22 protein-coding genes are annotated in these 26,904 nt (G+C 72.7%); 16 read left to right on the forward strand and 6 right to left on the reverse strand.

Going from position 1 to position 26,904, the window contains the following annotated elements; all coding sequences use genetic code 11:
- Positions 1-4 precede the first annotated feature (4 nt).
- On the forward strand, positions 5-781 hold the full coding sequence (locus H4696_RS47085; RefSeq protein WP_086864361.1) for an alpha/beta fold hydrolase: 777 nt from the start codon (positions 5-7) through the stop codon (positions 779-781).
- Here H4696_RS47085 and H4696_RS47090 read toward each other — a convergent pair.
- On the reverse strand, positions 765-1,634 hold the full coding sequence (locus H4696_RS47090) for an SGNH/GDSL hydrolase family protein (RefSeq protein WP_086864362.1): 870 nt from the start codon (positions 1,632-1,634) through the stop codon (positions 765-767). The two genes, H4696_RS47085 and H4696_RS47090, sit on opposite strands and share 17 nt — an antisense overlap.
- Before the next feature lie 73 nt (positions 1,635-1,707).
- Positions 1,708-2,343, reverse strand: a complete 636-nt coding sequence (locus H4696_RS47095) for a class I SAM-dependent methyltransferase (protein WP_086864363.1) — start codon at positions 2,341-2,343, stop codon at positions 1,708-1,710.
- Between the two features lie 73 nt (positions 2,344-2,416).
- Between H4696_RS47095 and folC the strand changes: the two genes are divergently transcribed.
- Both folC and H4696_RS47105 read left to right on the forward strand, forming a co-directional pair.
- A complete protein-coding gene (folC, locus tag H4696_RS47100; protein WP_192782928.1) occupies positions 2,417-4,072 on the forward strand; it encodes a bifunctional tetrahydrofolate synthase/dihydrofolate synthase in 1,656 nt (551 codons plus the stop codon).
- Between the two features lie 35 nt (positions 4,073-4,107).
- The gene (locus H4696_RS47105; protein WP_086858024.1) at positions 4,108-4,467 is read left to right on the forward strand and encodes a DUF4233 domain-containing protein; all 360 of its coding nucleotides are present in this window, start codon (positions 4,108-4,110) and stop codon (positions 4,465-4,467) included.
- Between the two features lie 4 nt (positions 4,468-4,471).
- Here H4696_RS47105 and H4696_RS47110 read toward each other — a convergent pair whose 3' ends face one another.
- Positions 4,472-5,365, reverse strand: a complete 894-nt coding sequence (locus tag H4696_RS47110; RefSeq protein ID WP_086858021.1) for an SDR family oxidoreductase — start codon at positions 5,363-5,365, stop codon at positions 4,472-4,474.
- 88 nt (positions 5,366-5,453) lie between these two features.
- On the opposite strand from H4696_RS47110, the gene H4696_RS47115 reads away from it, so the two are divergent.
- Positions 5,454-6,023 carry a TetR family transcriptional regulator gene (locus H4696_RS47115; RefSeq protein ID WP_086858020.1) on the forward strand — a complete coding sequence of 190 codons (570 nt, stop codon included), beginning with the start codon at positions 5,454-5,456 and terminating at the stop codon, positions 6,021-6,023.
- 21 nt (positions 6,024-6,044) lie between these two features.
- Here H4696_RS47115 and H4696_RS47120 read toward each other — a convergent pair whose 3' ends face one another.
- Complete coding sequence (locus H4696_RS47120) at positions 6,045-8,393, reverse strand: penicillin acylase family protein (RefSeq protein ID WP_086858019.1); 2,349 nt, start codon at positions 8,391-8,393, stop codon at positions 6,045-6,047.
- A 123-nt stretch (positions 8,394-8,516) separates the two neighbouring features.
- Here H4696_RS47120 and H4696_RS47125 point away from each other — a divergent pair, with 123 nt between their 5' ends.
- From H4696_RS47125 to H4696_RS47155, 7 genes are all read left to right on the forward strand, one after another.
- Entirely contained in the window at positions 8,517-10,064 is a 1,548-nt protein-coding gene (locus tag H4696_RS47125) for an alkaline phosphatase D family protein (RefSeq protein WP_086858018.1), read from the forward strand.
- A 208-nt stretch (positions 10,065-10,272) separates the two neighbouring features.
- On the forward strand, positions 10,273-10,683 hold the full coding sequence (gene ndk, locus H4696_RS47130; RefSeq protein ID WP_086858017.1) for a nucleoside-diphosphate kinase: 411 nt from the start codon (positions 10,273-10,275) through the stop codon (positions 10,681-10,683).
- A gap of 53 nt (positions 10,684-10,736) precedes the next feature.
- Entirely contained in the window at positions 10,737-11,450 is a 714-nt protein-coding gene (locus tag H4696_RS47135) for a maleylpyruvate isomerase family mycothiol-dependent enzyme (RefSeq protein WP_086858016.1), read from the forward strand.
- Between the two features lie 123 nt (positions 11,451-11,573).
- Positions 11,574-14,855, forward strand: a complete 3,282-nt coding sequence (locus H4696_RS47140) for a phosphodiester glycosidase family protein (RefSeq protein ID WP_086858023.1) — start codon at positions 11,574-11,576, stop codon at positions 14,853-14,855.
- Between the two features lie 41 nt (positions 14,856-14,896).
- Positions 14,897-15,841, forward strand: coding sequence for an ABC transporter ATP-binding protein (locus H4696_RS47145; RefSeq protein ID WP_086858015.1), 945 nt, complete (start codon positions 14,897-14,899; stop codon positions 15,839-15,841).
- A 158-nt stretch (positions 15,842-15,999) separates the two neighbouring features.
- Entirely contained in the window at positions 16,000-16,806 is an 807-nt protein-coding gene (locus tag H4696_RS47150; protein WP_086858014.1) for an ABC transporter permease, read from the forward strand.
- A complete protein-coding gene (locus H4696_RS47155) occupies positions 16,806-17,636 on the forward strand; it encodes an ABC transporter permease (RefSeq protein WP_086858013.1) in 831 nt (276 codons plus the stop codon). The genes H4696_RS47150 and H4696_RS47155 overlap by 1 nt, the downstream gene beginning before the upstream one ends.
- A 3-nt stretch (positions 17,637-17,639) precedes the next feature.
- Here H4696_RS47155 and H4696_RS47160 read toward each other — a convergent pair whose 3' ends face one another.
- Positions 17,640-19,067, reverse strand: coding sequence for a S8 family peptidase (locus H4696_RS47160; protein WP_086858012.1), 1,428 nt, complete (start codon positions 19,065-19,067; stop codon positions 17,640-17,642).
- Between the two features lie 538 nt (positions 19,068-19,605).
- On the opposite strand from H4696_RS47160, the gene H4696_RS47165 reads away from it, so the two are divergent.
- The 5 genes from H4696_RS47165 (at position 19,606) to proB (ending at position 26,127) form a co-directional block, all read left to right on the forward strand.
- Positions 19,606-22,671 carry a translation initiation factor IF-2 N-terminal domain-containing protein gene (locus tag H4696_RS47165; RefSeq protein WP_086858011.1) on the forward strand — a complete coding sequence of 1,022 codons (3,066 nt, stop codon included), beginning with the start codon at positions 19,606-19,608 and terminating at the stop codon, positions 22,669-22,671.
- Between the two features lie 162 nt (positions 22,672-22,833).
- Positions 22,834-23,148, forward strand: coding sequence for a 50S ribosomal protein L21 (rplU, locus tag H4696_RS47170; protein WP_086858022.1), 315 nt, complete (start codon positions 22,834-22,836; stop codon positions 23,146-23,148).
- Between the two features lie 38 nt (positions 23,149-23,186).
- Positions 23,187-23,447, forward strand: coding sequence for a 50S ribosomal protein L27 (gene rpmA / locus H4696_RS47175; RefSeq protein WP_020645663.1), 261 nt, complete (start codon positions 23,187-23,189; stop codon positions 23,445-23,447).
- A gap of 119 nt (positions 23,448-23,566) precedes the next feature.
- Positions 23,567-25,021 (forward strand): GTPase ObgE, encoded by a 1,455-nt coding sequence (gene obgE, locus H4696_RS47180; protein ID WP_086858010.1) that lies wholly within the window; start codon positions 23,567-23,569, stop codon positions 25,019-25,021.
- Complete coding sequence (gene proB, locus H4696_RS47185; RefSeq protein ID WP_086858009.1) at positions 25,018-26,127, forward strand: glutamate 5-kinase; 1,110 nt, start codon at positions 25,018-25,020, stop codon at positions 26,125-26,127. Before obgE ends, proB begins: the two co-directional genes overlap by 4 nt.
- Before the next feature lie 38 nt (positions 26,128-26,165).
- Here proB and H4696_RS47190 read toward each other — a convergent pair whose 3' ends face one another.
- The gene (locus H4696_RS47190; RefSeq protein WP_086858008.1) at positions 26,166-26,879 is read right to left on the reverse strand and encodes an SDR family oxidoreductase; all 714 of its coding nucleotides are present in this window, start codon (positions 26,877-26,879) and stop codon (positions 26,166-26,168) included.
- Positions 26,880-26,904: the final 25 nt, after the last annotated feature.

Here is a 26,904-nt window from a genome sequence, read left to right on the forward strand (position 1 = left end):
ACGCATGCCCGAAGTGACGCTCGGAACCACCACCGTCCACTACGACCGGACCGGCGACGGCCCCGCGCTGCTCCTGCTGCACGGCACCGCCGCCTCCCGCGAGCAGTGGGGACCCCTCGCGGCGCAGTCAGGGGACTTCACCGTTCTCGCCCCCGACTTCCCCGGCTCCGGGCTGACCACCGACGACGGCGGCCCGATCAGCGTCGAGGACCTCGCCGCTCAGGCTGAAGCCGTCCTGGACCACGCGGGCGTCGAGAGAGCCCATGTCGTCGGGCATTCCCTCGGCGCGGTCGTGGCGGCGCACCTGGCCGGCACCCGCCCGGGCCGCGTCCGGAAAGCGGTGCTGCACGCCGCCTGGCCCGTCACGGACACCAGGCAGGACGCCGAGTTCCGCTACTGGCTGGACCTGCTCGAAACCGGGTCCTTCGCCCGCATGCTCCCGCTGATGGCGTTCGGCCCCCGCTACTGGGAGCAGGCCACCGCCGAGAGCAACGAGCAGCTCGTCAAGACGCTCGACACGGTGATCCAGCCCGGCGCGGACCGCCAGATCGAGACCGACCGCACCGTCGACCTGCGCCCGGTCCTGGCCAGGATCACCGCGCCGGTGCTGGTGCTCGGCAGCGCGCACGACCGGCTGATCACGGCGGAGCAGCAGCGGGAGCTGGTCGCCGCGATCCCGGACGCGCGCGCCGCCGAGATCGACGCGGGGCACGGAGCACCGGCCGAGCTGCCGGACGAGTTCGCCCGGGTCGTGCTCGAGTTCGTCAGCGCAGCGCCTTGAGCACCACCGCCGCCACGCCCGCCATCCCCGCCTTGAGCGGGTGGTAGGCCGCCGCCTCGAAGACGTTCTGGTCCTTCCCGTTGATCCACGACGAGCCGCCGCGCGCGCACGCGTCGTGGCCGCGGGACGGGCCGAACGTGTCGACGAACTCCGCCTGGCCGTCGCCGTCCACGGCGTCCGCCAGCGTCCGGTTCAGCTTCTCCTCGACGCTGTTCAGCCACGCGTAGTCGCCGTCGGCGAACGGCAGCACGTCCGGGCAGTAGCCCTTGTCCGGCGCGATCCGCGGGTAGCCGACCACCAGCACCCGCGCCTTCGGCGAACGCTCGTGGATCGCGGCGAGCACCGCCTCGACCCGCGGGCCGATGTTGTCGATCGCCGAGCTCACCGAGCCGTTGAAGTGCGCTTCGCAGGGGTTGCCCGTCGGGTCGCTCGCGCGCAGGCCCGGGCACGTCGACGTCAAGCTGCCGAAGACGCCGTAGTCGTTGCCGCCGATCCCGAGGGTGACCAGGTCGGTGTCGATCCGCAGCGCGCTCAGCTGCGGCGGGTTGGTGCCGTTGAACGGCACGCCCTGCGGCCGCGTCATGTTCGTGGTGTCCGCGCCGGCGCAGCTGACGTCGGTGAACTTCCCGGCGTGCAGCGTCGCGGCCAGCACCGACGGGTAGTTCGCGGTGGACCGCCCGCAGCCCAGTGGGTCGAGCCGCTGGGCCGGGATGAACGGCCCGGAGGTGTAGGAGTCGCCGAGGGCGACGTAGCTGCCGACGGTCGCCGCGGACGCCGGAGGCGCCACAGCGGCCGACGCCGGCAGCAGGATGGCTGCCGAGACGACGGCGGTGAGCAGCCGGGTGATGCGCATGAAGACCCCGTTCTCGCTGGTGGAAACGCTGCCTCCACATGTAGCGAGAACCGGACGGCGACGGGGATGAACTTCACCCGCCAGTCGGGTCACCGTCGCCGTGCTCACGGTAAGTGATCAGCGTGCGCCAGAAGAACAGCGGCCGGACGGTGCTCCCGGGCAGCAGCCGGGCCGCCTCGCGGCGCACTTCGGCCAGCGTCGGGAAGTCGTCTACGACCGGGGCCCGCGGGCCCTCCTCGGCGCCGCCGTTCAGCCGCTCGCCCGCGTAGACGACCAGCCGGGCGAGCGCGTTGACCGGCACCGCCGCGATCGCCCGCGCCCAGTCCGCCGGCGTGCTCGGGCGCGCCAGTGCGAGCACGACGAGCACCCCGCCGGGCACCAGCGCGCGGCGCAGCTTGGCGAGCGTCTCGAACGGCATGTGGTGCAGGGACGCCACGCACGAGATGTAGTCGTAGTGCGCCTCGGGCAGGGCGTCGGTGGTGACGTCGGCCTGCCGGTAGACGATCTCGCCCGGCCCCGGCGAGCCGAGCCCTGCGGCCGCTTCGACCATCGCGGCCGACACGTCGACCGCCTCCACCGCCATACCGGTCGCGGCCAGCCGCCGCGCGAACCGGCCGGTGCCGCAGCCGACGTCCAGCGCGATGCCCGGTCCCGGCGGCAGCAGGTCCAGCAGCAGCGGGTGGTAGTGGTCGTTGTGGTTGAACGGCATGCGTCGAGAGTGCCACCCGGCACGCACGTAGACTCGGAAGGCAAGCGCGAAACCCCAGGCCGGAGGAGAGTCAGTGCCGCAGGATGAGACAGGTCGGAAGCCGGACCTGTCGGATCTGGACAGCTTCGCGGGCGTCGACGAGCTGGGTGCCCAGGGGTACGAGGACTCGGACGACCACGACCCCGAGCTGGACGCGCGGGACACCGCGTTCGAAGCCGGTGGCGGCTCGCGCGGTGGCATCGGCGGTGTCGGCCAGCTGGGCGACAACCTCGCCACCGGCCCGGTGCCCGACCTGACCGTGCCCGAGGACACCGAGCTGCACGAGCTCGACGACCAGGGCGAACCCGCGGTCTACGGCAACCCGGACGGCCCCGAGGCCCGCCGCGAGCTGATGGCCGTCGAGGCCGAGCTGAACCAGCGCTGGCCGGAGACGAAGATCGAGCCGTCGCTGACCCGGATCTCCGCGCTGACGCAGCTGCTGGGCGAACCGAACCGCGGCTACCCGGTGCTGCACGTGGCCGGTACGAACGGCAAGGGCTCCACGGCCCGGATGATCGACGCGCTGCTGACCCGGATGGGCTTGCGCGTCGGCCGCTACACCAGCCCGCACCTGCAGCTGGTCACCGAGCGGATCGCGCTCGACGGCCGGCCGATCTCCGCCGCGCGCTACGCCGAGCTGTGGCACGACATCGCGCCGTACGTGTCCATGGTGGACGGTGCCGCCGCGGACGGCGTCGCGATGAGCAAGTTCGAGATCCTCACCGGCATGGCGTTCGCCGCGTTCGCCGACGCCCCGGTCGAGGCCGCGGTGCTCGAAGCGGGCATGGGCGGTGCCTGGGACGCCACGAACGTCGCCGACGCCGACGTCGCCGTCATCACCCCGATCGGCCTCGACCACGTCGAGTACCTGGGCCCCGACGCGGTCAGCGCGGCGCGCGAGAAGGCGGGCATCATCAAGCCCGGCTCGGTCGCCGTCATCGCCGAGCAGGACCCCGAGGTGCAGAAGGTGCTGCTGGAACGCGCCGTCGAGGTCGACGCCGCGGTCGCGCGCGCCGGCAGCGAGTTCGGCGTGCTGGAGCGCGAGGTCGCCGTCGGCGGGCAGCTGCTGAAGCTGCAGGGCCTCGGCGGCGTCTACGACGACATCTTCCTGCCGCTGCACGGCGCCCACCAGGCCGCGAACGCCGCGCTCGCGCTGGCCGCGGTCGAGGCGTTCTTCGGCGCGGGCAAGGACAAGCAGCTGGTCATCGAGGCCGTGCGCGAGGCGTTCGCCGAGGTCGAGACGCCGGGACGGCTGGAGCGCGTCCGCGCGGCCCCCGCGGTGATGATCGACGCGGCCCACAACCCGCACGGCGCCCGCGCGCTCGCGACGACCGTGGCCGAGGAGTTCGCCTTCCGCCGCCTGGTCGCGGTGGTCGGCGTGATGGCCGAAAAGGACGCCCACGGCATCCTCGACGCGCTGGAGCCGGTGGTGTCCGACGTCGTCGTGACGCGCAACTCGTCGCCGCGCGCGATGCCGCTGGAAGAGCTGAACCAGCTGGCGATCTCGATCTTCGGCGAGGAGCGCGTGGTCGCCGAGACCGACCTGGAGACCGCGATCGAGACGGCGATCGCGCTGGTGGAGACCAGCGACGACCCCGAGGAGCCGCTGTCGGGCGGCGGCGTGCTGGTCACCGGCTCGGTGGTCACCGTCGGCGAGGCGCGCACCCTGTTCGGGAAGGAGCCGGCGTGAGCGAGCCGACCGAAGCCCCCAAGCCGAAGGACCCGATGAAGGGCTTCCGCGGCGTGATGTCGGGGACCCTGATCATGGAGGGCATCACGGTCGCCCTCGCGCTCCCCGTGGTGAACAAGCTCGGCGGCGGGATCGGCACCGGCACCGGGTGGACGGTCATCGCGGTGGCCGTCCTGCTGGTCGTGACGTGCGGGTTCGTCAAGCGCCGGTGGGCGGTGCCACTGATCCTCGCGCTGCAGGTGGTGCTGATCGCACTGGTGTTCTGGCTGCCCGCGATCACCGTGCTGGGCGTCATCTTCCTGGCGATCTGGCTGTGGCTGCTGTGGCTGCGCAAGGACGTCGCCCGCCGGATGGCGGCCGGCACCCTGGCGAGCCAGCAGCAGCCCCAGCCCTGACGCCTTACAGGTAGTCGCCGTCCGCCACGTCGTCGAGCAGCGTCGGGTGACGGGGTGACCAGCCGAGCAGTTCCCGCGTGAGCTCGCTGGACACGGGCGCGTCGAGCCCGTACGCCGCGGCGATGAACGGGCTGACGAAGTGCCCGGCGGCCTCCTCCGGGGTCAGCGAGACCACGGGCAGGCCGAGCCCGCGCCCGACCGTCTCCGCGATGCTCCGGAACGGCACGTTCTCGGCGGTCGCGTGCAGGACACTGCCCGCCGGAGCGCCCTCCAGGGCCAAGCGGAAGACGACCGCCGCGTCGAGCCGGTGCACCGCGGGCCAGCGGTTGGTGCCGTCGCCGACGTAGGCCGATTTCCCGGTTTTGCGCGCGGTGTCCACGAGCCAGGCGATGAAGCCGTGGTCGCCGGGGCCGTGGACGGTCGGCGCGAGCCGGACGACGCTCGCCCGCACCCCGCGGCCGGCGAAGTCCAGGCAGGCCCGCTCGCCCGCGATCCGGAAGGCGGCGAGCCCGGCCGCGTCGGGCTCGTCCTTCTCGGTGCTCACCCGGCCGGCGGGCATGACGAGCGTGCCGGACGTGCTGACGAACGGCTTGCCCGAACCCACCAGGACCTCGCCGAGCGCCTCGATCGCCGTCCGGTCGCGGCGGGTCATGTCGGCCAGGTCGCTGAAGTCGCCGCCGAAGGCCATGTGCAGCACGGCGTCGGCGGCTTCGGCGCCGGCGCGCAGGCTGTCGAGGTCCTCCAGCGAACCCCGGTGCGGGGTGGCGCCCAGCGACTCGAGCCGGGCGGCGGAGGCGTCGGAGCGCGCGAGGCCGGTGACGGTGTGGCCGGCCGCGATCAGCTCGGTGACGACGGCGGGTCCGGTGAGGCCGGAACCGCCGGTGACGAAGACGTGCATGGGGACATCTCCCGGGTAGTGACAGTGACTGACGCTACGAACTGTACCGCGTAGTGTCAGTGACTGGCGCTACGGGTAAGCTGGCCCCGTGCCACGCAGCGGAGAAGAAGCGCGCCGCCGCCTTCAGCAGGCGGCGCTCGAGCTGTACCGGGAACGCGGGTTCGACCAGACCACCACGGCCGAGATCGCCGCCCGGGCCGGCGTCACCGAGCGCACGTTCTTCCGGCACTTCCCGGACAAGCGCGAAGTGCTCTTCGACGGCGAAGCCACGCTGCGCGCCGAACTCGTCGCGTCGGTCGCCGAGGCGCCCGACGGGCTGCCGCCACTCGAAGTCCTGATCCGCGCCTTCCGCAAGTCCGGGCGGATCCTCGAGGGCAACCGGCCGTTCGCCGAACCGCGGCTCGCGGTCATCGCGGCGACCCCGGCGTTGCGGGAGCGCGATCTGGCCAAGGCCGCGGCGATGAGCGACGCACTGGCGGCGGCGCTGCGCGCGCGTGGAGTCGCCGACCGGCCGGCCGCGCTGGCCGCGGACGTCGGCTGGATCACCTTCCACCACGCGGCCGGAGCGTGGATCGGGGAATCCGCGCGCGGTCTGGACGAGCACCTCGACGAGGCCTTCGCCGACCTGCGCGCGTTGGCGGCGAAGGCGGACGGCTGAGCGCCCGCCTCCGCCGAAACTTCAGCGCAGCACGACGGTCCGCAGCGCGGGGGAGCGCAGGATGTCGGCTTCGCAGAAGCGTTCCTTCACCCACTCACCGCGGCTGTAGAGCTTCGTCTGGTCGCTGAAGTAGGGCGACTTCGGGTTCGACGACTGCGAGTACGTCAGCAACGTCGACGAGTCCGGGCACGCGTGCCCGGAGAACCCGACCACCTGGAGGTAGCTCGACCCGTGCGCCACCTCGACGTTGCCGCGCGCCGGGTCCCACTCCGTCGTCATCACGTTGAGCACGCCCAGGAAACCCTGTCCGCCGTGGATGGGAATGCGCTCGCCGTTGCGGGTGACGGCCTGGCCGTCCCGTAGCTCCGCGTCCGGCGGGAGCCCGGCCGTGCGCAACTCCACGAGCGCGTCCCCGAACGCTTTCTGAACGTCCGCGTTGCCGACGTTGAGCGTGTTCGGCGTGGTCAGCGGCGCCTTCGGGTCGAAGGGCACCGTGAACCGGCCCACGTTCCCGAGCCGTGCGGCGAACCGCTGGAACAGCAGCGAACCGCGGGTGTCCAGGGTGTACGTGTGGTCCCAGCCCGCCAGCGCGGTGCACGCCGGCCCGACCGGCACCGGGCCGGACGACGACGGCGCCTGCCCGCCGGGGAAGGACGCGCACAGCTTCGCCAGGTCCGCCGCCGTCAGATCGGCGAACAGGCTGTGGTCGGCGAAGAGCATCTGCTTCATCGAATCGGTCGTGAAACCGCCCTTTTCGGCCGTGAGCAACGCTTCCCGCGTGCGCGGCGAGCGTTCGGTGCCGATGTCCCCGACGATGTGCGGGTACCCGGTGATCGGCGCTTTCGCGTTCGCGAGCCAGGCGCTGTCGTTGGCGTTCAGCTCGTAGTCGCGGCGTTGCTGCTGCGGCAGCCGCGACGGCGCGAAGATGCCCGGTTCGAGCGCGCCCGGGTCCGAACCCCACTGGCAGGACGACTTCGCACCGTCCAAAATGGCCAGTCCGACCTGCTGGAACGTCCCCTGTCCCAACGGGGTGCTGCACGCCTTCGCCTGTTCGTCGGTGACGTGCGGGACCACCTGGATGTCGGCGTAGAGCGCGTTGCCCGCGCGGTCGGTGGCGATCGTGTTGACCCACGGGACACCCTGGGTGCGGCTCAGCGCGCGGACGACGTCGGCCGTGCTGCGGGACTGGTCGAGCTCGAACCACGTGTTGAGCCCGCGCAGGTTCGTCGCGTTGGCGTCGCGCACCGCGTACGCCGATTTCGCCGTCCACGGCAGCGGAATGCCCTGGAAGTCGGCCATCACCGGCCCGTAGCGCGTCGCCCAGAAAGTCTGCCGGACCGGTCGCACCGAGCCGTCGGCCTGGCGCACCTGGACCGTGACGTCGGCCGAAGTCATCTTCTCCGGCTTGCCGTCGACGAGGTAGGTCGTCGGATCGCCGGCTCGCAGCGGCACCTCGAAGAGGCCGAAGGTGACCGGAGTGGACACCGTGTGCGTCCAGGCCGCGTCGGCGGTGTGCCCGATCTGGACGAACGGCATGCCGAGCAGGCTCGCGCCGGCGACGTCGAAGCGGCCCGGGATGGTCAGCTGGCTCTGCCAGAACCGGCGCCCGGCCTGCCACGGGTAGTGCGGGTTGCCGAGCAGCACGCTGCCCCGGCCCGAAGCGGTCGAGTCGGCGCCGACCGCGATGCCGTTGCTGCCCAGTCCGCTGCCGCCGAGTGCCTTCCGGACCTGGTCGGAGAGCTGGCCGGCGGTGCCGGGAGCCGGTGCCGGGCCGGACGGCGGCGCGGCGAACAGGCTTTCGGTGACCACGCCCTGGCCGCCGGTGATCGCGATGGCGTAGAAGTGCCGGTAGAAGTCCTGCTCGGTGATCGGCCGGACCCAGTCCGCGCCGCGGCAGGCCGGGTCGGAGATGCCGGACCGGCCGGTGCGCGCCAGGTAGGCGTTGAAGCCCTTGACGTAACCGGAAACGATCTGCCGGACCTCGGGCCGCGGGCCCTGCGGTGCGGGCTGCGCGGCCAGCCGGTCGACGATCCCCGAATCGTTGATCCGCTGGAAGAACAGGTCGCTGTGCAGGTTGTTCGCCGCCTCGGACAGCGACGGGTAGCCGTCGCCGCCCGGGCCGAGGTACTTCGACCGCTGCGCGCTCACCGTCAGGTAGATGTTCGCGAGTTCGCAGACGTTGTCGGTCGCCGCCGCGTAGCCGTACCCGTAGCCGAGGCCGGCGAAGTCGTTGGCGACGATGTGCGGGATGCCGTGCTCGGTGTAGCGGAGGACGGCCTTCTCTTGACCGGCTTCCGCGACGGCTGTCCCCAGTGTCGTGATGGTGAGTGCCGTTGTCAGAACCGCCAGGGTTTTCCTCAATGGTCTCATCTGACCCCCTTGTCGTGATCGCCACGCTACCGACGGCGAGCGGTGCCGGGGATGGGGGAAACCCCCGATATCCGTTCACCCGCGCGCAATCCCGCGTTGGCCGGGGCGGGATAGAAACCGCGCATGACCGAACCGACCCACCACTCCCGCCGCACCCTGCTCAAGGCCGGTCTCACCGGCGCCGCCGCCACGCTCGTGCTGCCTTCGACGGCCTTCGCCGCGGTCCCGCTCGTCCGCCGCGACCGGCCCGTGCTCACCCACGGCGTCCAATCCGGCGACGTCACCCCCGGCTCGGCGATCGTCTGGTCCCGCGCGGACCGCCCGTCGCGGCTCGTGGTCGAGGTCGCCCGCGACCCGTCGTTCCGGCACGCCCGCCGGGTGCAAGGTCCCCTCGCCGGGCCGGCCACCGGCGGCACCGCGCAGGTCCGTGTCGCCGCGCTGCAGCCCGGCACGGAGTACCACTACCGCGTCACGGCGGTGTCCCTCGACGGGCGCGCCACGAGCGAGCCGCTGACCGGCCGGTTCGCCACGGCCCCGGTGGGCCGCCGCGACACCCGGATCGTCTGGTCCGGCGACGTCGTCGGCCAGAACTGGGGCATCAACCCCGGGCTGGGCGGGATGACGATCTTCTCCGCGATGGCCGCCCGGAACCCGGACCTGTTCCTGCACAGCGGCGACACGGTGTACTCGGACGGCCCGCTGACCGAAACCGTGACCCTGCCCGGCGGCCGGACCTGGCGCAACGTCGTCACGGCGGAGAAGTCGAAGGTCGCGGAAACACTGGACGAGTTCCGCGGCCAGCACGCGTACAACCGCCTCGACGACAACTTCCGCCGGTTCGCGGCGCAGGTGCCGTCGTACGTCCAGTGGGACGACCACGAGGTCCTGAACAACTGGTACCCGGGCAAGATCCTCGACAACCCGGCCTACACCGAGAAGCGCGTCGACGTCCTCGCGCCGCGGGCGTACCAGGCGTTCCACGAGTGGCACCCGATCGACTCCCGCCAAGCGGTCGACGGCCGCGTCTACCGCAGCTTCACCTACGGTTCGCGCGTCGAGATCTTCGTGCTGGACATGCGGACCTACCGCAACGCCAACACCGCGGACCAGACGAAGCCGGGCTACATCCTCGGCGACCGGCAGGCCCGCTGGCTGGCCGACGCGCTCGGCCGCAGCACCGCGACGTGGAAGATCGTCCAGGCGGACATGCCGCTCGGCCTGGTCGTCCCGGACGGCAAGGACATCGAAGCGGTGGCGAACAACCTGCCGGGCGCGCCGGGCGGGCGCGAGACCGAGCTGGCGTGGGTGCTGCGCGAGATCCAGCGCCGCCGCGTCCGCAACGTCGTGTGGCTGACCGCGGACGTGCACTACACCGCGGCGCACCACTATTCGCCCGACCGCGCGGCCTTCCAGGACTTCGACCCGTTCTGGGAGTTCGTGTCCGGACCGCTGAACGCGGGCGCGTTCGGGCCCAATTCCCTGGACCCGACGTTCGGCCCGGAGGCGGTGTTCGTGCACGCCCCACCGGCGGCGAACACGGCCCCGATCGACGGCTTCCAGCACTTCGGCGAGCTGAACGTCGACGGCTTCACCGGAGATCTGACCGTGGATCTGCGTGATGCCACGGGAGCCTCGCTGTGGTCGAAGAAACTGCACCCGCAGGGCCGCTGATCGGCTCGGCCCGGCTTCCGCGGAGGTCTTGAATGAGTCATTCAGGACCTCCGGCGCCCTGAATGACTCATTCAAGACAGCGGACCCCGGCCGATCGGCCCGGCGGAGGTCGCGAATGACCCATTCGCGACCTCCGCCGAGCCCGCTCACCGCGTCCGGCTACGCTCACGCGCACCGACACGCAACCGCAACAAGGAGAAACACCGTCGTGACTGAACGCACGCTGGTCCTGGTCAAGCCCGATGGCGTCGCGCGCGGCCTCGTCGGCGAGGTCATCTCGCGGATCGAGCGCAAGGGCCTCAAGCTCGCCGCCGTCGAACTGCGGACCGTGCCGCAGGCGCTGGCCGAGGAGCACTACGCCGAGCACAAGGAGCGTTCGTTCTTCGGCGAGCTGCTGGAGTTCATCACGTCGGGCCCGCTGGTCGCGCTCGCCGTCGAAGGCCCGCGCGCGATCGCCGCGTTCCGCCAGCTGGCCGGCGGCACCGACCCGGTCGAGAAGGCCACCCCGGGCACCATCCGCGGCGACTTCGCGCTGGAGACCCAGTACAACCTGGTGCACGGCTCGGACTCGCCGGAGTCGGCCGAGCGCGAGCTGAAGCTCTGGTTCCCCGACCTGTGATCGCCACCGGGGCCACGCCCGCGCGTGGCCCCGGTTCCGCACCCGGAGCGCCGATGACCACGATGCCGTTCCCCGCCCGCGACTACCTGCCCGTGCTGCGGGAGCTGACGGGCGCGTTCGCCGACGCCCTGCGCACCGGCGATCCGGCCGCGAAGGTGCCCGACTGCGGGGACTGGACGCTCGCCGACCTCGGCACGCACCTCGGCAACGTCCACCGCTGGGCGACCGCCATCGTGACCACCGGGGAGCTGCAGTCCCAGGACTTCGAAGCGGGTCCTGGCGCCGACCTGGCGTCCTGGTACGCCGAAAGCGCCGGGCTGCTCCTCGACGCCCTCGAGCAGGCCACTCCCGAAGACGGGTGCTGGCACTTCGGCGGCACCGAAAAGACCAAGGCGTTCTGGTTCCGCCGCCAGGTGCACGAAACCGCCGTCCACCTCGCCGACGCGGGCAGCGAGCACGTGCTCGACCCGGCCGTGGCCGCGGACGGCGTCGACGAGGTCCTCGGTGCGATGCTGCCCCGCGTCACGCGCTGGCACGCCGTTCCCGAACTGCCGGGCCCGGTTTCCCTGCGCGCCACCGACACCGGCGACGTCTGGACCGTGCACCCCGGCGAGCCGCCCGCGCTCGGCCCGGCGGTCGACGGCGCCGCGACGGTCGAAGCGCCCGCCCGCGATCTCCTGCTACGGCTGTGGAAGCGCACCGGGCCCGCCCCGCGGGTCACCGGCGACGCCGCGGCCGCGCTGCTCGCCGCGCCCCTCACGCCGTGATGGTGTTCTAGACCATTCAGGCGTCGTTCACCGGGAAGCCTTCCCCTGGCCGTGCCGCTGCGCTGTGCTGGTCCGGCTCACGCTCACTCGATACTGGGGTACCCGGTGAAGAAGTCACGCATCGTGCTGCCGTTCGTCGCCCTCTTCGCGACGGCGTTCGTCGTTCCCGCCCACGCCGACCCGCTCGCCGCGCCGCTCGGCACCCCGCCGGTCGAGGCCGCGCCCGCGGCGTCGTCGGCCCGCGAAGGCGTGACCACCTTCGCCGCCGCGGACCCCGACGACGGGCTCGTCACCGGGAGCGCGACCACCGAGGTCGCGCCCGGGCTGAACCTCACCCAGTTCGACCGGTTCGACCCGGCGGGCTGGATCCGCGGCGACACCCTCGCCGTCGACCTGGGCAGCAAGGTCCTGAAGCCCACGTACCTCAGCCCCGGCACGGTTTCCGCGCGCACGCCGCTCTCGCAGCAGATCGCGCGGGCGGGCGCGGTCGCGGGCGTCAACGGCGACTTCTTCGACATCAGCGCCACCGGCGCGCCGATCGGCGTCGGCATCGACCGCGGGCAGCTGCAGACCGCGCCCGCCGCCGGCCACAACCTCACGGCGTCGATCACCGACGAGGGCAAGGCGCGGCTGGCGTCGGTCTTCCTCGAAGCCACCGTGACGCTGCCGGGCGGCGCGGCGAAGGCCACGAACTTCAACAGCCCGGTCCTCGGCCCGGACGCGATCGGTGTCTACACGCCGTTGTGGGGCGCCTCCGGCCGTGCGACTTCGGTGGCCGGGGCGTCGCGGGTGCGCGAGGTCGAGCTGCGCGACGGCGTCGTCACCGCCGTGCGCGACCAGCCCGCGAGCGGCCCGATCGCGGCGGGCACCACGCTGCTGCTGGCCCGCGAAGCCGGTGCGGACGCCCTCGCGGCCCTCAAGCCCGGTGACCCGGTGGGCGTCACGTACGCGCCTCGCACGGACGCCGGGAAGATCGCGGTCGCGGTGGGCGGCAACGAAGTCCTGCTCCGCGACGGCGTCGTGCAGCCGGTCGACAACGTCGCCATGCACCCGCGGACCGCGGTGGGCTTCTCCGCCGACGGCAAGCGGCTCTGGCTGGCCACTGTGGACGGACGGCAGGCCGACAGCCGCGGCCTGACCGAGCTGGAACTGGCCCGGCACATGAAGAGCCTCGGCGCCGACGACGCGATCAACCTCGACGGCGGCGGCTCGTCGACGCTCCTGGCGCGGAACGAAGGCGAGGCCGCGCCGAGCGTCCGGAACTCGCCGTCCGACGGCGGGGAACGCCTGGTGCCCAACGGGATCGGCTTCACGACCGTGCCGGGCAGCGGCAAGCTCACCGGCTTCGCGCCCGCCCCGGCGGTGGCCACCGAAGACGCGGACCGCGTGCTGACCGGCCTGACCCGGCACCTGGTCGCCGACGGCCACGACGAGACCGGCGCCGCGGTGGCCGCCGAGCCGCGCTGGACGACGTCGGACCCCCGGCGGGCGACCGTGACGCGCGGGGTGGTCACCGGCCACGGCGCCGGCAAGGTCGACGTCCTCGCGCGCTCGGGCCGCGTGACCGGGAAGACGACGCTTTCCGTACTGGGCGCACCGGTCCGGCTGGGCACGAGCACCGAGCAGGTCGCGCTGTCGGCCGCGGGCGCCAAGAGCACGTTCAAGGTCTACGGCTACGACGCCGACGGCTACGGCACCTGGCTGGAACCCGACGACGTCAAGCTCGACTACGACCACTCGGTGGTGCGGATCGAGCCGTCGGGCGACGGGTACGCGGTGACGGCGCTGACCGCGTCCGGGGCGACCACGATCACCGCGTCGGCCGCGGGCTTCACCACGCACTTGGCCGCTTCGGTGGGCAACGTGCCCCAGGTCGCCGCACCGCTGGACGGCCCGGCGGGCTGGACGGCGACGGTGTACCCGGCGGTCGTCGGCGCGGCGCTGTCGGCGGCACCCGGGCGCGACGGCGGTGCCGGTCTCGCGCTGGACTACCGGCTGACCGGCACGAACGCCACGCGCGCGGCCTACGTGACGCCGTCCGCGCCGCTCGCCGTCCCGGCGGGGACGCAGAAGATCGGGCTCTGGGTGAACGGCGACGGCAAGGGCGCGTGGCTGCGGGCCGAACTGCGCGACGCCGCGAACGTGGCGTCCGTCGTGGACCTTTCGCTGAGCGTGGACTGGACGGGCTGGCGGTACGTCACCGCCGCGGTCCCGGCCGGGCTGCCCGCCGGCCAGCGCCTCGCGCGTTTCTACGCCGTCGAAAACGTGCCGGAGCAGCAGTACGAGGGCCGGCTGGTGTTCGACGACCTGACCTTCGAAGTGGCCCCGACGACTTCGGTGCCCGCCGACGCGGCCCCGCACGATCCCGCGCTGGTCACCGACGGCGTGCTGAGCGGCGGCCTGCGGGTCGCGGTGGTCAGCGACGCCCAGTTCACCGCGGACGACCCGGCGGGTCCGCTGGTCGCCCAGGCCCGGCGGGCGCTGCGCGAAGCCGTCGCCGCCAAGCCGGACCTGGTGCTGATCAACGGCGACTTCGTCGACCGGGGGACGGCGCCCGACTTCGCGCTGGCCCGGCAGGTGATCGCCGACGAGGTCGACGGCAAGGTGCCCTGGTACTACGTGCCGGGCAACCACGAAGCCGAGGCGGGCAACGGGCTCGCCAACTTCCAGGCCGTCTTCGGGGCGACCCACCGCGTCGTCGACGTGCACGGCATCCGGCTGGTGCTCATGGATTCTTCGCGCGGTTCGCTGCGGGCGGGCGGGTTCGACCAGGTCCGGATGCTGCGCTCGGCGCTCGATTCGGCGGCGGCGGACCGGTCCGTGCGCGGGGTCGTCGTCGCCATGCACCACCCGGTGCAGGACCCCAGCCCGACCGGGAACTCGCAGCTCGGCGACCGGAAGGAAGCCACGCTGCTGACCCAGTGGCTGACCGGGTTCGAGCAGGCGTCCGGCAAGCCCGCCGCTTCGGTGGCTTCGCACGCCGGCGTGTTCGCGCTGTCCCGCGTGGACGGCGTGCCGTACCTGGTCAACGGCAACTCGGGCAAGGCACCCGCGGCCGCCCCGGGCGACGGCGGATTCGTCGGCTGGACGCTGCTGCGCGTCGACCCGGCCGACCGCGCCCAGCCGGTGCGCTTCGAGACGCGGCCGAACGTCGACTCGCTGACGCTGTCCGGGCCTTCTTCACTGGCCCGCGGCGAACGCGCGGTCGTGCGCGCGTCGGTCCGGCAGGGCACGCGGGACGTGCCGGTGTCCTACCCGGTGAGCGCGGACTGGACGGTGAGCTGGGGCGTCGTTTCGTTCGACCCGGCTTCGGGCGTCCTGACGGCGGTGCGGCCGGGCGTCGCGCGGCTGTCGGTGACGGTCAACGGGGTGACCCAGTCCCTGGTCGTGACCGTGCGCGGCTAATCCGTTCGGTTTTTGTCGGTGCCCGCTCGTATGGTCGGGGGGTGGACGAATCGGAGGACCGGGAACCGGCACTGGTGCAGGCCAAGGCGCTCGTGAAGCGCTTCGGCGGGTTCGAGGCCGTGCGCGGGATCGACGTCGAAGTGCGGCGCGGGGAGGCGTTCGGCTTCCTCGGGCCCAACGGCGCCGGGAAGTCGTCGACCATGCGGATGATCGCGTGCGTGTCGCCCCGCACGGACGGCGATCTGCGCGTGCTCGGCGCCGACCCGGAGGTCGCCGGGCCGCGGATCCGCGCGCGCCTGGGCGTGGTGCCGCAGCAGGACAACCTGGACGTCGAGCTGACGGTCCGGGAGAACCTGCTGATCTACGGCCGCTACTTCGGCCTGTCACGGGCGGCGGCCCGGCGCAAGGCCGAGGAGCTGCTGGAGTTCGCACAGCTGACGGACCGGGCCGACGACAAGGTCGACCCCCTCTCGGGCGGCATGAAGCGGCGGCTGACGATCGCGCGGTCTTTGGTCAACGACCCGGAACTGCTGCTGCTCGACGAGCCGACGACGGGCCTCGACCCGCAGGCCCGGCACCTGCTGTGGGACCGGCTGTTCCGCCTCAAGGCCCAGGGCACGACGCTGATCGTGACGACGCACTACATGGACGAAGCCGAGCAGCTCTGCGACAGGCTGGTGGTGATGGACCACGGCCGCATCGCGGCGGAGGGCTCCCCGTCGGATCTGATCAAGCGCTACTCGACCCGCGAGGTCGTCGAGCTGCGCTTCGCCTCGGGGGAGCAGACCGCGGCGGCCCAGCAGGTCGAAGGGCTGGCGGAGCGCGTGGAGATCCTGCCGGACCGGGTGCTCATGTACAGCGACGACGGCGAGGCCGCGCTGGAACACGCGCACGCCCGCGGGGTGCGCCCGCTGTCGAGCCTGGTGCGCCGGAGTTCGCTGGAGGACGTCTTCTTGAGGCTGACCGGCCGGACGCTGGTGGACTGACTCGGGATGGGAGACGAACGTGCTCGCGGAAAGCGCTCGCCGATGACCCTCGTCAAGGTGTTCTGTGGGGGCGCAGCCCCCACACCCCGCCCGGGGGCACGCCCCCGGACCCCCGCGCGTTCGGCGCGGGTTCGGAAAGCCGGGTTTCGGAGGTCGGCGTGACCACCGTCGAATCGACCGGCCGGGTGGTCGGCAAGTGGCACGGCGCCTGGCTGCAAGTCGAAGGCCGCTGGACCTGGTACCGCCGCCACTGGGTGTCCACTTTGTACTCCACCGGCCTGCAACCGGTGCTGTTCCTCGCCGCGATGGGCCTCGGCTTCGGCTCGCAGGTGCGCCCGGGCGCGGTCACCGGCGGCCTGACCTACCTCCAGTACATCGCGCCGGCCCTGCTCGCCGCCGGGGCCGCCCAGCAGGCGGTCGGCGAGTCGAGCTACCCCGTCCTGTCGGGGTTCAAGTGGCAGAAGGAATACCTCGCCGTCACGGCCACCCCGGTGTCCCCGGGCCAGGTCTTCGGCGGCCACCTGATCTGGTCGGCGCTGCGGCTGACGCTCGCGGGCGTGATCTACGCCTTCGTCGCGCTGTTCTTCGGCGCCTGGACCGGACCCGGGGTGCTGCTGGTGATCCTCGCGGGCACCGTCACCGGCCTCGCCTGCACCACGCCGATGGCCGCGCTGGCGGCGCGGACGTTCGACGAGGGCCAGCGGTTCGGGCTGATCTTCCGCTTCGTCGTGATGCCGATGACGTTGTTCTCCGGCACGTTCTTCCCGATCACCCAGCTGCCGGCCGCGATCCGCTGGCTGGCCTGGCTTTCCCCGCTGTGGCACGGCACGCAGCTGGCCCGCGGCGTGAGCGTCGGCGGGGTCGGCGGCTGGGCGATGCTCGGCCACTTCGCGGTGCTGGTGGCGTTGTTCGCGGCCGGGTGGGCGCTCGCGCACCGGGCCTTCTACCGGAGGCTGGTGGTCTGATGGTGAGCGTCCAGGCCCCACCGCGGCGCGCCGGGCTGCTGCTGCGGGTGCTGCCGCCCGGGCTCTACGCCGGCCGCGCGCGCATGCTCGTCGAGCGCTCGGTCATGGTCTACCGCGGCAGCTGGCTGATCTTCCTGTCCGGCGCCGTCGAGCCGTTCCTGTACCTGCTGGCGTTCCAGCTCGGCTTCGGCAGGCTGGTCACCGAGGTGGCCGGCCCGGACGGGCACCCGATGAGCTACGTCGCGTTCGTGGCCCCGGCCCTGCTGGCGACGTCGGCGATGAACGGCGCCGTCTTCGAATCGACGTACAACCTGTTCTTCAAGCTGCGCTACGCGAAGCTGTACGACGCGCTGCTGGCCACCCCGATCGGCCCGCTGGACGTGGCCCTCGGCGAAATCGGCTGGGCGATCACCCGCGGCGGCCTCTACGCGGTGGCGTTCCTGGCGATCGCGGCGGCGATGGGCCTGCTGGCGTCCTGGTGGGCCCTGCTCATGGTCCCGGCGGCGCTGCTGGTCGGCCTGGCCTTCTCGGCGATCGGCATGGCGCTGGTGACGTTCCTGCGTTCGACGGCCCAGTTCGACTACATCCAGCTGGGCCTGACCCCGATGTTCCTGTTCGCGACGACGTTCTTCCCGCTGTCGGTGTACCCGGAGCCGCTGCAGTGGGTGGTCCGCTGCCTCCCGCTCTACCACGCGATCGAGCTGATGCGCGGCCTGGCGACGGGCCTGCTCTCCGGCTCGATGCTGATCAACCTGGCGTACCTGCTGATCCTGGGAGGAGTGGGCCTCTGGGCGTCGACACGCCGCATCGCCAAGCTGCTGCTGACGTGACGCTCAGCGAGCCGGGTCCGGGCGCCCCTTCGGCGCGACGGCCGCCAGCGCGTCCGCCATCCCGTGCCCGTAGAACCCGCTGTAGCCCTCGTACCCGGCGCAGTACGCGTCCTGCGTGCCGTCGCCGGTCAGGTCGTAGTCGGCCGGGCACGCCATCGGCGTCGCCTCTGCCTCGAGCGTCCGGCGCAGCTGCCGCGGGCGGGCGGCGGGGTCGCGGGAGGCCAGCAGCGCCAGCACCCCGGTGACGTGCGGCGCCGCCATCGAAGTCCCGCACAGCGGCGCGTACCCGCCCGGCACGGTCGACAGGACGCACTCGCCCGTCTCGCCGCCGGGCGCGGTGACATCGATCACGCCCAGGCCGTACGAGCTGTAGCCCGCCTTGACCCGGTCCGAACCGACGGCCGACACCGCGACGACGTCCCGCAGCCCGGCCGGCAGGGCTTCGCAGCCGCTGCCCGCGCCCGGCGAGCCGGACCGGGCCGACGGCGTCAGGTCGACGGCTTCGTTCGTCGCCGCCGCGACGTTCAGCGTGCCCGCCGACGTGCTGTACTCCACCGCGCGCGCCAGTGCCTCGTGGACGACGCCGCGGTCGTTGCCGCGGATGCACGAGAGCGTCCACGGGTTCACGAAGAAGCTGCTGTTCGTCAGCCGCATGTGCCGTGACGCCGCCCACATCAGCCCGCACACCGCGGCTTCGGGGTCGGCGTAGCCGCGGTCGTCGATCACCTTCACCGACGCCACGCGCACCCCGGGCGCCACTCCGGTCACGCCCCGCCCGTCGTCGGCCGCGGCGATGATGCCCGCCACGTGCGTCCCGTGCACCGACGTCGTCGGCGCCCATGCCGCCGGCGAGGGGTCGGGAGCGCCGGTCAGGCAGCCGGCCGAGTCGTCCGGGTCGAGCGCGGCGGCGAGGTCCGGGTGGTCCGGGTCGACGCCGGAGTCGAGCACGCCGACGACGACGTCGCGGCTGCCGCCGGTGAAGCCGCGCGCCCGGCCCGCGTTGATCATCCGCATGTCCCACTGCTGCGCGCTCAAGTCGGCGGTGGGCACCTTCGCGGGGTCGGTCCGGGGCAGCGCTGCGCGCGCCGGCTGGGGTTTCACCGGGTCCGAGGCGCGCTGCGCGGCCAGCCGCTCGGCCTGGGCACTGAACGCCCGGTCGAGCCCGATCCGCTCGCCGAAGCCCGGGTCGCCGGAGGTCGCGACCGCCACGGCGATCTGCGGGTAGTACACGGTGGTGGCGCCGCACGCGCCGGTGATCCGCCCGCGAGCCGCGGACTCGGTGGTACCGCGGTCGAAGGTGACGACGTAGCGAAGCGACCGTCCGTGGGCGCAGCCGGGCTCGTCGGCCACCGCCGGACCGGCGGTGACGCATCCCGAAAGCACCAGGACGGTGCACACGGCCGCCCGCAGCGGCCGCGCCAGCAGGGACACCGGACCTCCCACCGGATGCAGGTACCGCGGGTGCCGGTGCGCGCGATCGATCCGGCCACCCCGAGCCGCACGGTAGCCACCCCGTGCCCGGCGGACAAGCGCTGCGGCCAAGTTCGCCCGGCCGGTGGCCCCCGCGGCGCGCCCGGACGCCTGCGGGAGGTACCGAGTACACCGGAGTGGTCACCCGGTGTGGGATACTCGGGGTGGCCGCTGGGCCGCGGGGCGCACGTGAGAGGTGCTGCCCGCGGTGTTTCGGCCCGGTGATGTGCATGAACTCCCGCGGCGCGTCGCCGCCCGTGAACCGGGCGGCTGGACGACGTGGCGGGCGGCCCGGGGGCCGCGAGTGGGTCACGCACGCCGCCGAGCAGACCTTTGACCGGGTTGCGTCCCACCGGAAGCGGTGGTGCGGCGCCCGGTCGTCGGGCAAGGATTCCCGCCGCTGGTGACCACCACGGCGGAACGAACAGAAAGGGGCCCCTGCGCGGCCGCGTCCCTGCCGGTGCGAACCGGCAGACGCGCCCGGGGGCGGAGGAGAAACATGTCGAACGCGGAAACACCCGCCGAGCACACCGGCGGGAATCCCGCCACACCCACGACCGGCCCGCTGGCCGACCTGCCCGCCCGGATCCGGGTGCACGCGCTGGCCAAGCTGCTCGAGTCGCACAGCCGGGACATCCTCGCCAAGCTCGCCGAGCTGGGCGAAAGCGTGCGCAGCGCACAGTCGAGCGTGACCAGGGACGTGGCGCTCAAGGTGGCCGAGGCCTTCGCCCCGGCCGAGGGCGGCCAGCCGACCGCGCCCACCGGCGAAGACGCCGCCGCGCCCGCCACCACCGGTCAGGCTTCCGCCGCCGGGGCCGACGCCGACCAGGGCCAGCCCGCCGGTCGTGGCAGCGCCGATCAGGGCCGATCCACCGGCCGTGGCCGCGACGCCGGCCAGGCCCCGTCCGCCCCCGCGGTCCCGCCGGTGCCCGAGGTGCCGGCCGCCGAGGCCGAGAAGCCGCGCCCGCGCCAGAAGACCCGCGCCCACCTGCCGGTGTTCGCCGCGCCGTCGCCGGTCTTCCTGCCGCCGGAGCCGGCCGAGCGCGCCGTCAAGCCGGCCCGCAAGCCGGCCGACCCGTTCGCGGAGCCCGAGCCCCGCGCTGAGGTCGCGCCCGCCGCGGAAGAAGAGGCCGAAGACACCACTCCCGCGACCGACGCCGGGGCCGACGGTGACGACGAGGACGGCGGCAGCCGCCGTCGCCGCCGCCGTGGCCGTCGTGGCCGGGGCCGCGGCAAGGGCGCCGACGGCAGCGACGAAGGCACCGAAAACGACGACGACCAGGCCGAAGAGCCGCAGCCGCGCCGCCGGAGCCGCAACGGCGACGAAAAGCCCGAAGCGGACACCGAAGAGGCCGAGGAAGCCGCCGGTCCCGCCGCGGAGTCCGACAGCGACGACGAGGGCGAAGGCGGCAGCAAGCGCCGTCGCCGCCGCCGTCGCCGCAAGGGCTCGGACGGCGACGACGCCGAGACCACCGACGACCCGCCCAACACCGTCACGCACGTCCGCCAGGCCAAGGCCGAGCAGGCCGAGCGCGAGCGCCCGGCGCGCGACGAGGTGCGCAGCGTCCGCGGGTCGACCCGCCTGGAGGCCAAGCGCCAGCGCCGCCGTGACGGCCGCGAGGCGGGCCGCCGCCGCGCCCCGATCCTGTCCGAGGCCGAGTTCCTCGCCCGCCGCGAGTCGGTCGAGCGCACGATGGTCGTCGCCGAGAAGGGCGACTCGACGCAGATCGGCGTGCTCGAAGACGGCGTGCTGGTCGAGCACTTCGTGACGCAGTCGGGCTCCGGCTCGATCGTCGGCAACGTCTACCTCGGCCGCGTCCAGAACGTGCTGCCGAGCATGGAAGCCGCGTTCATCGACATCGGCCGTGGTCGCAACGCCGTGCTGTACGCCGGTGAGGTCGATTGGGACGCCGCCGGCCTCGAGGGCAAGGCCCGCAAGATCGAGCAGGCGCTGTCCACCGGCGACTCCGTGCTGGTCCAGGTCACCAAGGACCCGGTCGGGCACAAGGGCGCCCGGCTGACGACGCAGATCTCGCTGCCCGGCCGCTTCCTCGTCTATGTGCCGGCGGGCGGCGCCACCGGCATCTCCCGCAAGCTGCCGGAGAACGAGCGCCGCCGGCTCAAGGACATCCTCAAGCGGATCGTCCCGGAGGACGCGGGCGTCATCATCCGCACCGCCTCCGAGGGCATCGGCGAGGAGGAGCTGGGCCGCGACGTCGACCGCCTGAAGGCGCAGTGGGACGTCATCAAGGAGAAGGCCGCCGCCGGTTCCGGCAAGAAGGGCGGCGCGCCGACCATGCTCTACGAAGAGCCTGACCTGCTGGTCAAGGTCGTGCGTGACCTCTTCACCGAGGACTTCACCATGCTCGAGATCCAGGGCAACCGGTCCTGGGAGACGATCAACGACTACGTCCGGCACGTCGCCCCGGAGCTGACCGAGCGGCTCAAGCGCTACACCGGCACCGGCGACGCGTTCGCCGACCACCGGATCGACGAGCAGATCACCAAGGCCCTCGACCGCAAGGTCTGGCTGCCGAGCGGCGGTTACCTGGTCATCGACCGCACCGAGGCGATGACGGTCATCGACGTCAACACCGGCAAGTTCACCGGATCGGGTGGCAACCTCGAGGAGACGGTGACCCGCAACAACCTGGAGTCGGCGGAGGAGATCGTCCGCCAGCTCCGGCTTCGGGACATCGGCGGCATCATCGTCATCGACTTCATCGACATGGTGCTCGAGTCGAACCGCGAGCTGGTGCTGCGCCGCCTGACCGAGTGCCTCGGCCGCGACCGCACGCGCCACCAGGTCGCCGAGGTCACCTCGCTGGGCCTGGTGCAGATGACCCGCAAGAAGATCGGCACCGGCCTGCTGGAGGCGTTCTCGACGCCGTGTGAGCACTGCAAGGGCCGGGGCGTGCTCGTCTCGACCGAGGTGCAGCGCACGGGCGGCGCTCCGGCGCACTCCCACGGCGGGAACGGCAACGGCGGCGGCAGCGGCAACGGTGGCAACGGCGGCGGGGAGAAGAGCTCCCGCCGGTCGCGCGGCCGTGGCAAGGGCGAGGAGGCCGCCAAGGAGCCGGCCGAAGCCGCCAAGGCCGAGGTGCACGCGGTCCCGTCGCCGGAGCAGCGCGAGTCGATCGCGTCGGCGGTGGCGGCGATGGCGAACGCCTCGAAGGCCGCCAAGGAGCACGACCACGGCGTCAACGGCCACGTCCCGGAGCCCGCCAAGGAGGTCGCGGACGTCCCGGCCACCACGGAGGCGGACGAGACGCCGGTGACGGCCGAGCCGCCCGCGGTGCCTGCTCAGGAGGTCGCCGGCACCCCGGTGACCACCGAGGCCGACGAGGCCCCGGTGCCGCAGGACGAGGAGCCGGCGGTCGAGCAGTCGCCGGCGCCGGAACCGGCGGAAGAGCCGGTCAACGAGTCTTCGGAGGCCGCTCAGCCGGTCGCCGAACCCGAGGTCAGCGTGCCCGAACCGGCCGCGCGCTCCACCCGGCGCCGTCCGCGCCGGGCGGCGTCGCGGCCCGCGGGCCCGCCGGTGCACGCCTCGGACCAGAGCAAGTGAACAACTAGGGGACCCCGGTGGTAACGCACCGGGGCACCCCACGTAACCTGTAGTACGGCCTGCCACCAGAGCAGGTCGCTGCGCGAGTCCAGGACCGCCTTCCTTTCGGGTGGGCCGGTCGCGCGGGCCCCCACCCATTGTCGAGTAATGCAGGAGACTTCCGTGTCGGCGTACGCGATCGTCAAGACCGGCGGCAAGCAGTACAAGGTGGCCGTCGGCGACGTCGTCGAGGTCGAGAAGCTCGAGGGCGAGCCGGGCACCGAGCACATCCTTCCCGCCGTGCTGTTCGTGGACGGTGGCGAGGTCACCACGGACGCCGACGCGTTGGCGAAGGTCTCGGTCACCGGCAAGGTCGTCGAGCAGACCAAGGGTCCGAAGATCCGGATCCACAAGTTCAAGAACAAGACGGGCTACCACAAGCGTCAGGGTCACCGGCAGAAGCTGACCCGCGTCGAGGTCACCGCCATCTCCAAGTAAGAACTTCTCCGGATCTTCGCTAGAAAGAGGATTGGGCTATGGCTCACAAGAAGGGTGCTTCCAGCTCCCGCAACGGTCGTGACTCGAACGCGCAGCGCCTCGGCGTCAAGCGCTACGGCGGCCAGGAAGTCAACGCGGGCGAGATCCTGATCCGCCAGCGCGGCACCAAGTTCCACCCCGGCGTGAACGTCGGCCGTGGCGGCGACGACACGCTGTTCGCCCTGGCCGCTGGTGCGGTCCAGTTCGGCGAGAAGCGTGGCCGCAAGACGGTCAACATCGTCGTGCCGGCCGAAGCCTGAGCCTTCGGTCGTCGTTAGACCTCTGACGAGGGGTGGGGCCGGAATATCCGGTGCCACCCCTCGTTTGTTTTGTGTATCCCCATCTTTGTATGTCGCAGTGCGAGTGAAAGAGGCAAGTCATGGCGTCCCGGTTCGTGGACCGCGCGGTCATCCACCTGACCGCGGGTGACGGTGGGAACGGCTGCGCCTCGGTGCACCGCGAGAAGTTCAAGCCCCTCGGCGGCCCGGACGGCGGCAACGGCGGCAACGGCGGCGACGTCCTGCTGGTCGTCGACCCGAACGTGCACACCCTGCTGGACTTCCACTTCCGCCCGCACGCCAAGGCCGGCAACGGCAAGCTGGGCCAGGGCGGCAACCGCGCGGGCGCGGCGGGGGAGACGCTGGTGATGAAGGTGCCCTCCGGCACCGTCGTGTTCACCGAAGACGGCGAGCTCGTCGCCGACCTGATCGGCCCGGGCACCACGTTCGTCGCCGCCCAGGGCGGCCGCGGCGGCCTCGGCAACGCGGCGCTCGCGTCGAAGGCCCGCAAGGCCCCCGGGTTCGCGCTGCTCGGCGAGCCGGGCGAGAGCCGCGACCTGACCCTGGAGCTGCGCTCGGTCGCCGACGTCGGCCTGCTCGGCTTCCCGTCCGCGGGCAAGTCGTCGCTGATCTCCGTGCTGTCCGCGGCCAAGCCGAAGATCGCCGACTACCCGTTCACCACGCTCGTGCCGAACCTCGGCGTCATCACCGGCGGCGACACGGTCTTCACGATGGCCGACGTGCCCGGCCTGATCCCCGGCGCGTCCGAAGGCAAGGGCCTCGGCCTCGACTTCCTCCGCCACATCGAGCGCTGCGCGGTACTGGTGCACGTCGTCGACTGCGCCACCCTCGAGCCCGGCCGCGACCCACTGTCCGATGTGGACGCGCTGGAGGCCGAGCTCGCGAAGTACACGCCGAGCCTGGGCGGGAAGCTCGAGGAGCGCCCGCGCGTCGTCGTCCTCAACAAGATCGACGTCCCGGAGGCCGCCGAGCTCGCCGAGTTCGTCCGGCCGGAGCTGGAAGCCCGTGGGCTGCAGGTCTTCGAGGTCTCGACCGCGTCCCGCAAGGGCCTGCGCGAGCTGACCTTCGCGCTCGCGGCGATCGTCGAGAAGTACCGCGAGGCGCAGCCGGTGCTGGAGCCGGAGAAGATCGTCCTGCGGCCGCTCGCGGTCGACGACTCCGGGTTCACCGTCGAGGTCGACCCGGAGGAAGAGGGCGCGTTCATCGTGCGCGGCACCCGGCCGGAGCGCTGGATCCGCCAGACCGACTTCGCCAACGACGAGGCCGTCGGCTACCTCGCCGACCGGCTGGAGCGCCTCGGCGTCGAGGAGCAGCTGGCGAAGCTCGGCGCGAAGCCCGGCAGCCCGGTCACGATCGGCGACGTCCAGTTCGAGTGGGAGCCGTCGACGCCGAGCGTCGCGATGCACCTGTCCGGGCGCGGCACCGACGTCCGGCTGGAGCGCTCCGACCGCGTCGGCGCGTCGGAGCGCAAGGAAGCCCGCCGCGTCCGGCGCGAGGGCACGGGCGAGTTCGACGACCAGGACACCGGCGAGTGAGCGGCACGCGGCAGGCCATCGCGGCGGCACGCCGCCTGGTGGTCAAGGTCGGTTCGTCGGCGCTGACCACCGCGGGCAGCGGCCTCGACGTGGCCCGCCTGGACGCGCTGGTCGACGCGATCGCCGAGCGCGTCGCCCGCGACACCCAGATCGTCCTGGTGTCCTCGGGTGCGATCGGCGCCGGCCTGGCCCCGCTCTCGCTCGGCAAGCGGCCCCGTGACCTCGCGACCCAGCAGGCGGCGGCGAGCGTCGGCCAGCTGGCGCTGGCGCACGCCTACGCCGAATCGTTCGGGCGGTATTCGCTGACGGTCGGGCAGGTGCTGCTGACGTCCGACGACGTCGTCCGCCGGTCCCACTACCGCAACGCGCAGCGCACGTTCTCGCGGCTGCTGGCCCTCGGCGCGGTCCCGGTGGTCAACGAGAACGACACCGTGGCCACGGAGGAAATCCGCTTCGGCGACAACGACCGCCTGGCGGCACTGGTGGCCCACCTGATCGGCGCGGACGCGCTCCTGTTGCTGTCCGATGTGGACGGTCTCTACGACGGCGACCCGCGCGACGGCGCCACCCGCAAGCTGACCGAAGTCCTGTCGGAGTCCGATGTGGACGGAATCTCGGTCGGCATGTCCAGCTCCGGCCTGGGCACGGGCGGCATGGTCTCGAAACTGGCGGCCGCCCGCACCGCGGCGGGCGCGGGCATCCCGGTCCTGCTGGCCGCGGCTTCGGAAGCTGCCGCCGCCCTGACCACGGCTTCCCCCGGCACCGCGTTCGCCCCCGCGGACACCCGCCTGTCCGCCCGCCGCTTCTGGCTGGGCTACGCGGCCGACACGACCGGCAAGCTCCGCCTGGACGACGGCGCGGTGACCGCGGTGGTCCGCCGCCGCCGGTCCCTGCTGGCCGCGGGCATCACCGGCGTGGAGGGCGACTTCCAGGCCGGCGACGTGGTGGACCTGGTGGACGCGAAGGACCGCGCGGTGGCCCGGGGAGTGGTGGCGTTCGACGCGACGGAACTCCCGGACCTGATCGGCCGCTCCACCCCGGAACTGCCGGAGGAGCAGCGACGCGAGGTCGTCCACGCGGACGACCTGGTCCCCCTGCGCCGCTAGCCCACCCCGGCACTTTCACGTGAAAGTGCCGACCCGCGTCAGCCGAGCGAGACCAAGCGCGCGCCGCCGTCGGCTTCCAGGATCGTGCCCGTCAGGTTGGCGTTCGTCGCCGCCAGCGCCACCACCTCGGCCACGTCGTCGGCCGTCGCGACCCGCCGGGCCGGGATCGAAGCCGCGGTCTGGGCGAAGAACCCCTCCCGCATCTCGGCCGGGAAGCCGCTCCACCAAGCCGTGTCGACGACGCCCGGCGAGACCGCGTTGACCCGCCGGGGTGCCAGCTCCACCGCCAGCGGCTTGACCAGTGCTTCGATGGCCGCGTTCAGGGCGCCGATCCCCGCCGTCCCGGGCATCGCCGCCCGTGCCGTGATCGCGCTGAGCAGTGTGATCGAGCCATCGGTCGCCAGGTTCGGCAGGACGGCTTGGATCGTCGTCAGGTGCGCCCAGAACTTCGCGTCGAACGCCCGCCGCAGCACGTCGAGGTCCAGCGAATCGATCGGTCCCATGCCTTCGGCGCCGGAAAGGCTCACCACCAGCACGTCGACCGTACCCAGCGACGACGCCAGCGCGGCCATCGCCGTGGCGTCGCCGCCGTCGGCTTGGTGGCCGGTCAGCTCCGGGTCGCTCGCCGCGACGTCGTCGAGGCGCTCCTTGCCGCGGCCGGTGATGTGGACTTCGTAGCCCTGCCGGTGCAGCCGCTGCGCGGTTGCCAGGCCGATGCCCGAAGTGCCGCCGGCGACGAGAGCGATGCTCATGCGTTGTTCCCCATTTCGAACCGGT

The sequence above is a fragment of the Amycolatopsis lexingtonensis genome (assembly GCF_014873755.1).
GTDB lineage: Bacteria > Actinomycetota > Actinomycetes > Mycobacteriales > Pseudonocardiaceae > Amycolatopsis > Amycolatopsis lexingtonensis.

What these genes read in the sequence shown, in the direction of transcription:
- H4696_RS47085 (WP_086864361.1), top strand. Translation starts at nt 5, where the DNA reads ATGCCCGAAGTGACGCTCGGAACCACCACCGTCCACTACGACCGGACC.
- H4696_RS47090 (WP_086864362.1), bottom strand. Translation starts at nt 1,634, where the DNA reads ATGCGCATCACCCGGCTGCTCACCGCCGTCGTCTCGGCAGCCATCCTG.
- H4696_RS47095 (WP_086864363.1), bottom strand. Translation starts at nt 2,343, where the DNA reads ATGCCGTTCAACCACAACGACCACTACCACCCGCTGCTGCTGGACCTG.
- H4696_RS47105 (WP_086858024.1), top strand. Translation starts at nt 4,108, where the DNA reads ATGAAGGGCTTCCGCGGCGTGATGTCGGGGACCCTGATCATGGAGGGC.
- H4696_RS47110 (WP_086858021.1), bottom strand. Translation starts at nt 5,365, where the DNA reads ATGCACGTCTTCGTCACCGGCGGTTCCGGCCTCACCGGACCCGCCGTC.
- H4696_RS47120 (WP_086858019.1), bottom strand. Translation starts at nt 8,393, where the DNA reads ATGAGACCATTGAGGAAAACCCTGGCGGTTCTGACAACGGCACTCACC.
- H4696_RS47125 (WP_086858018.1), top strand. Translation starts at nt 8,517, where the DNA reads ATGACCGAACCGACCCACCACTCCCGCCGCACCCTGCTCAAGGCCGGT.
- H4696_RS47135 (WP_086858016.1), top strand. Translation starts at nt 10,737, where the DNA reads ATGACCACGATGCCGTTCCCCGCCCGCGACTACCTGCCCGTGCTGCGG.
- H4696_RS47155 (WP_086858013.1), top strand. Translation starts at nt 16,806, where the DNA reads ATGGTGAGCGTCCAGGCCCCACCGCGGCGCGCCGGGCTGCTGCTGCGG.
- H4696_RS47165 (WP_086858011.1), top strand. Translation starts at nt 19,606, where the DNA reads ATGTCGAACGCGGAAACACCCGCCGAGCACACCGGCGGGAATCCCGCC.
- rpmA (WP_020645663.1), top strand. Translation starts at nt 23,187, where the DNA reads ATGGCTCACAAGAAGGGTGCTTCCAGCTCCCGCAACGGTCGTGACTCG.
- obgE (WP_086858010.1), top strand. Translation starts at nt 23,567, where the DNA reads ATGGCGTCCCGGTTCGTGGACCGCGCGGTCATCCACCTGACCGCGGGT.
- H4696_RS47190 (WP_086858008.1), bottom strand. Translation starts at nt 26,879, where the DNA reads ATGAGCATCGCTCTCGTCGCCGGCGGCACTTCGGGCATCGGCCTGGCA.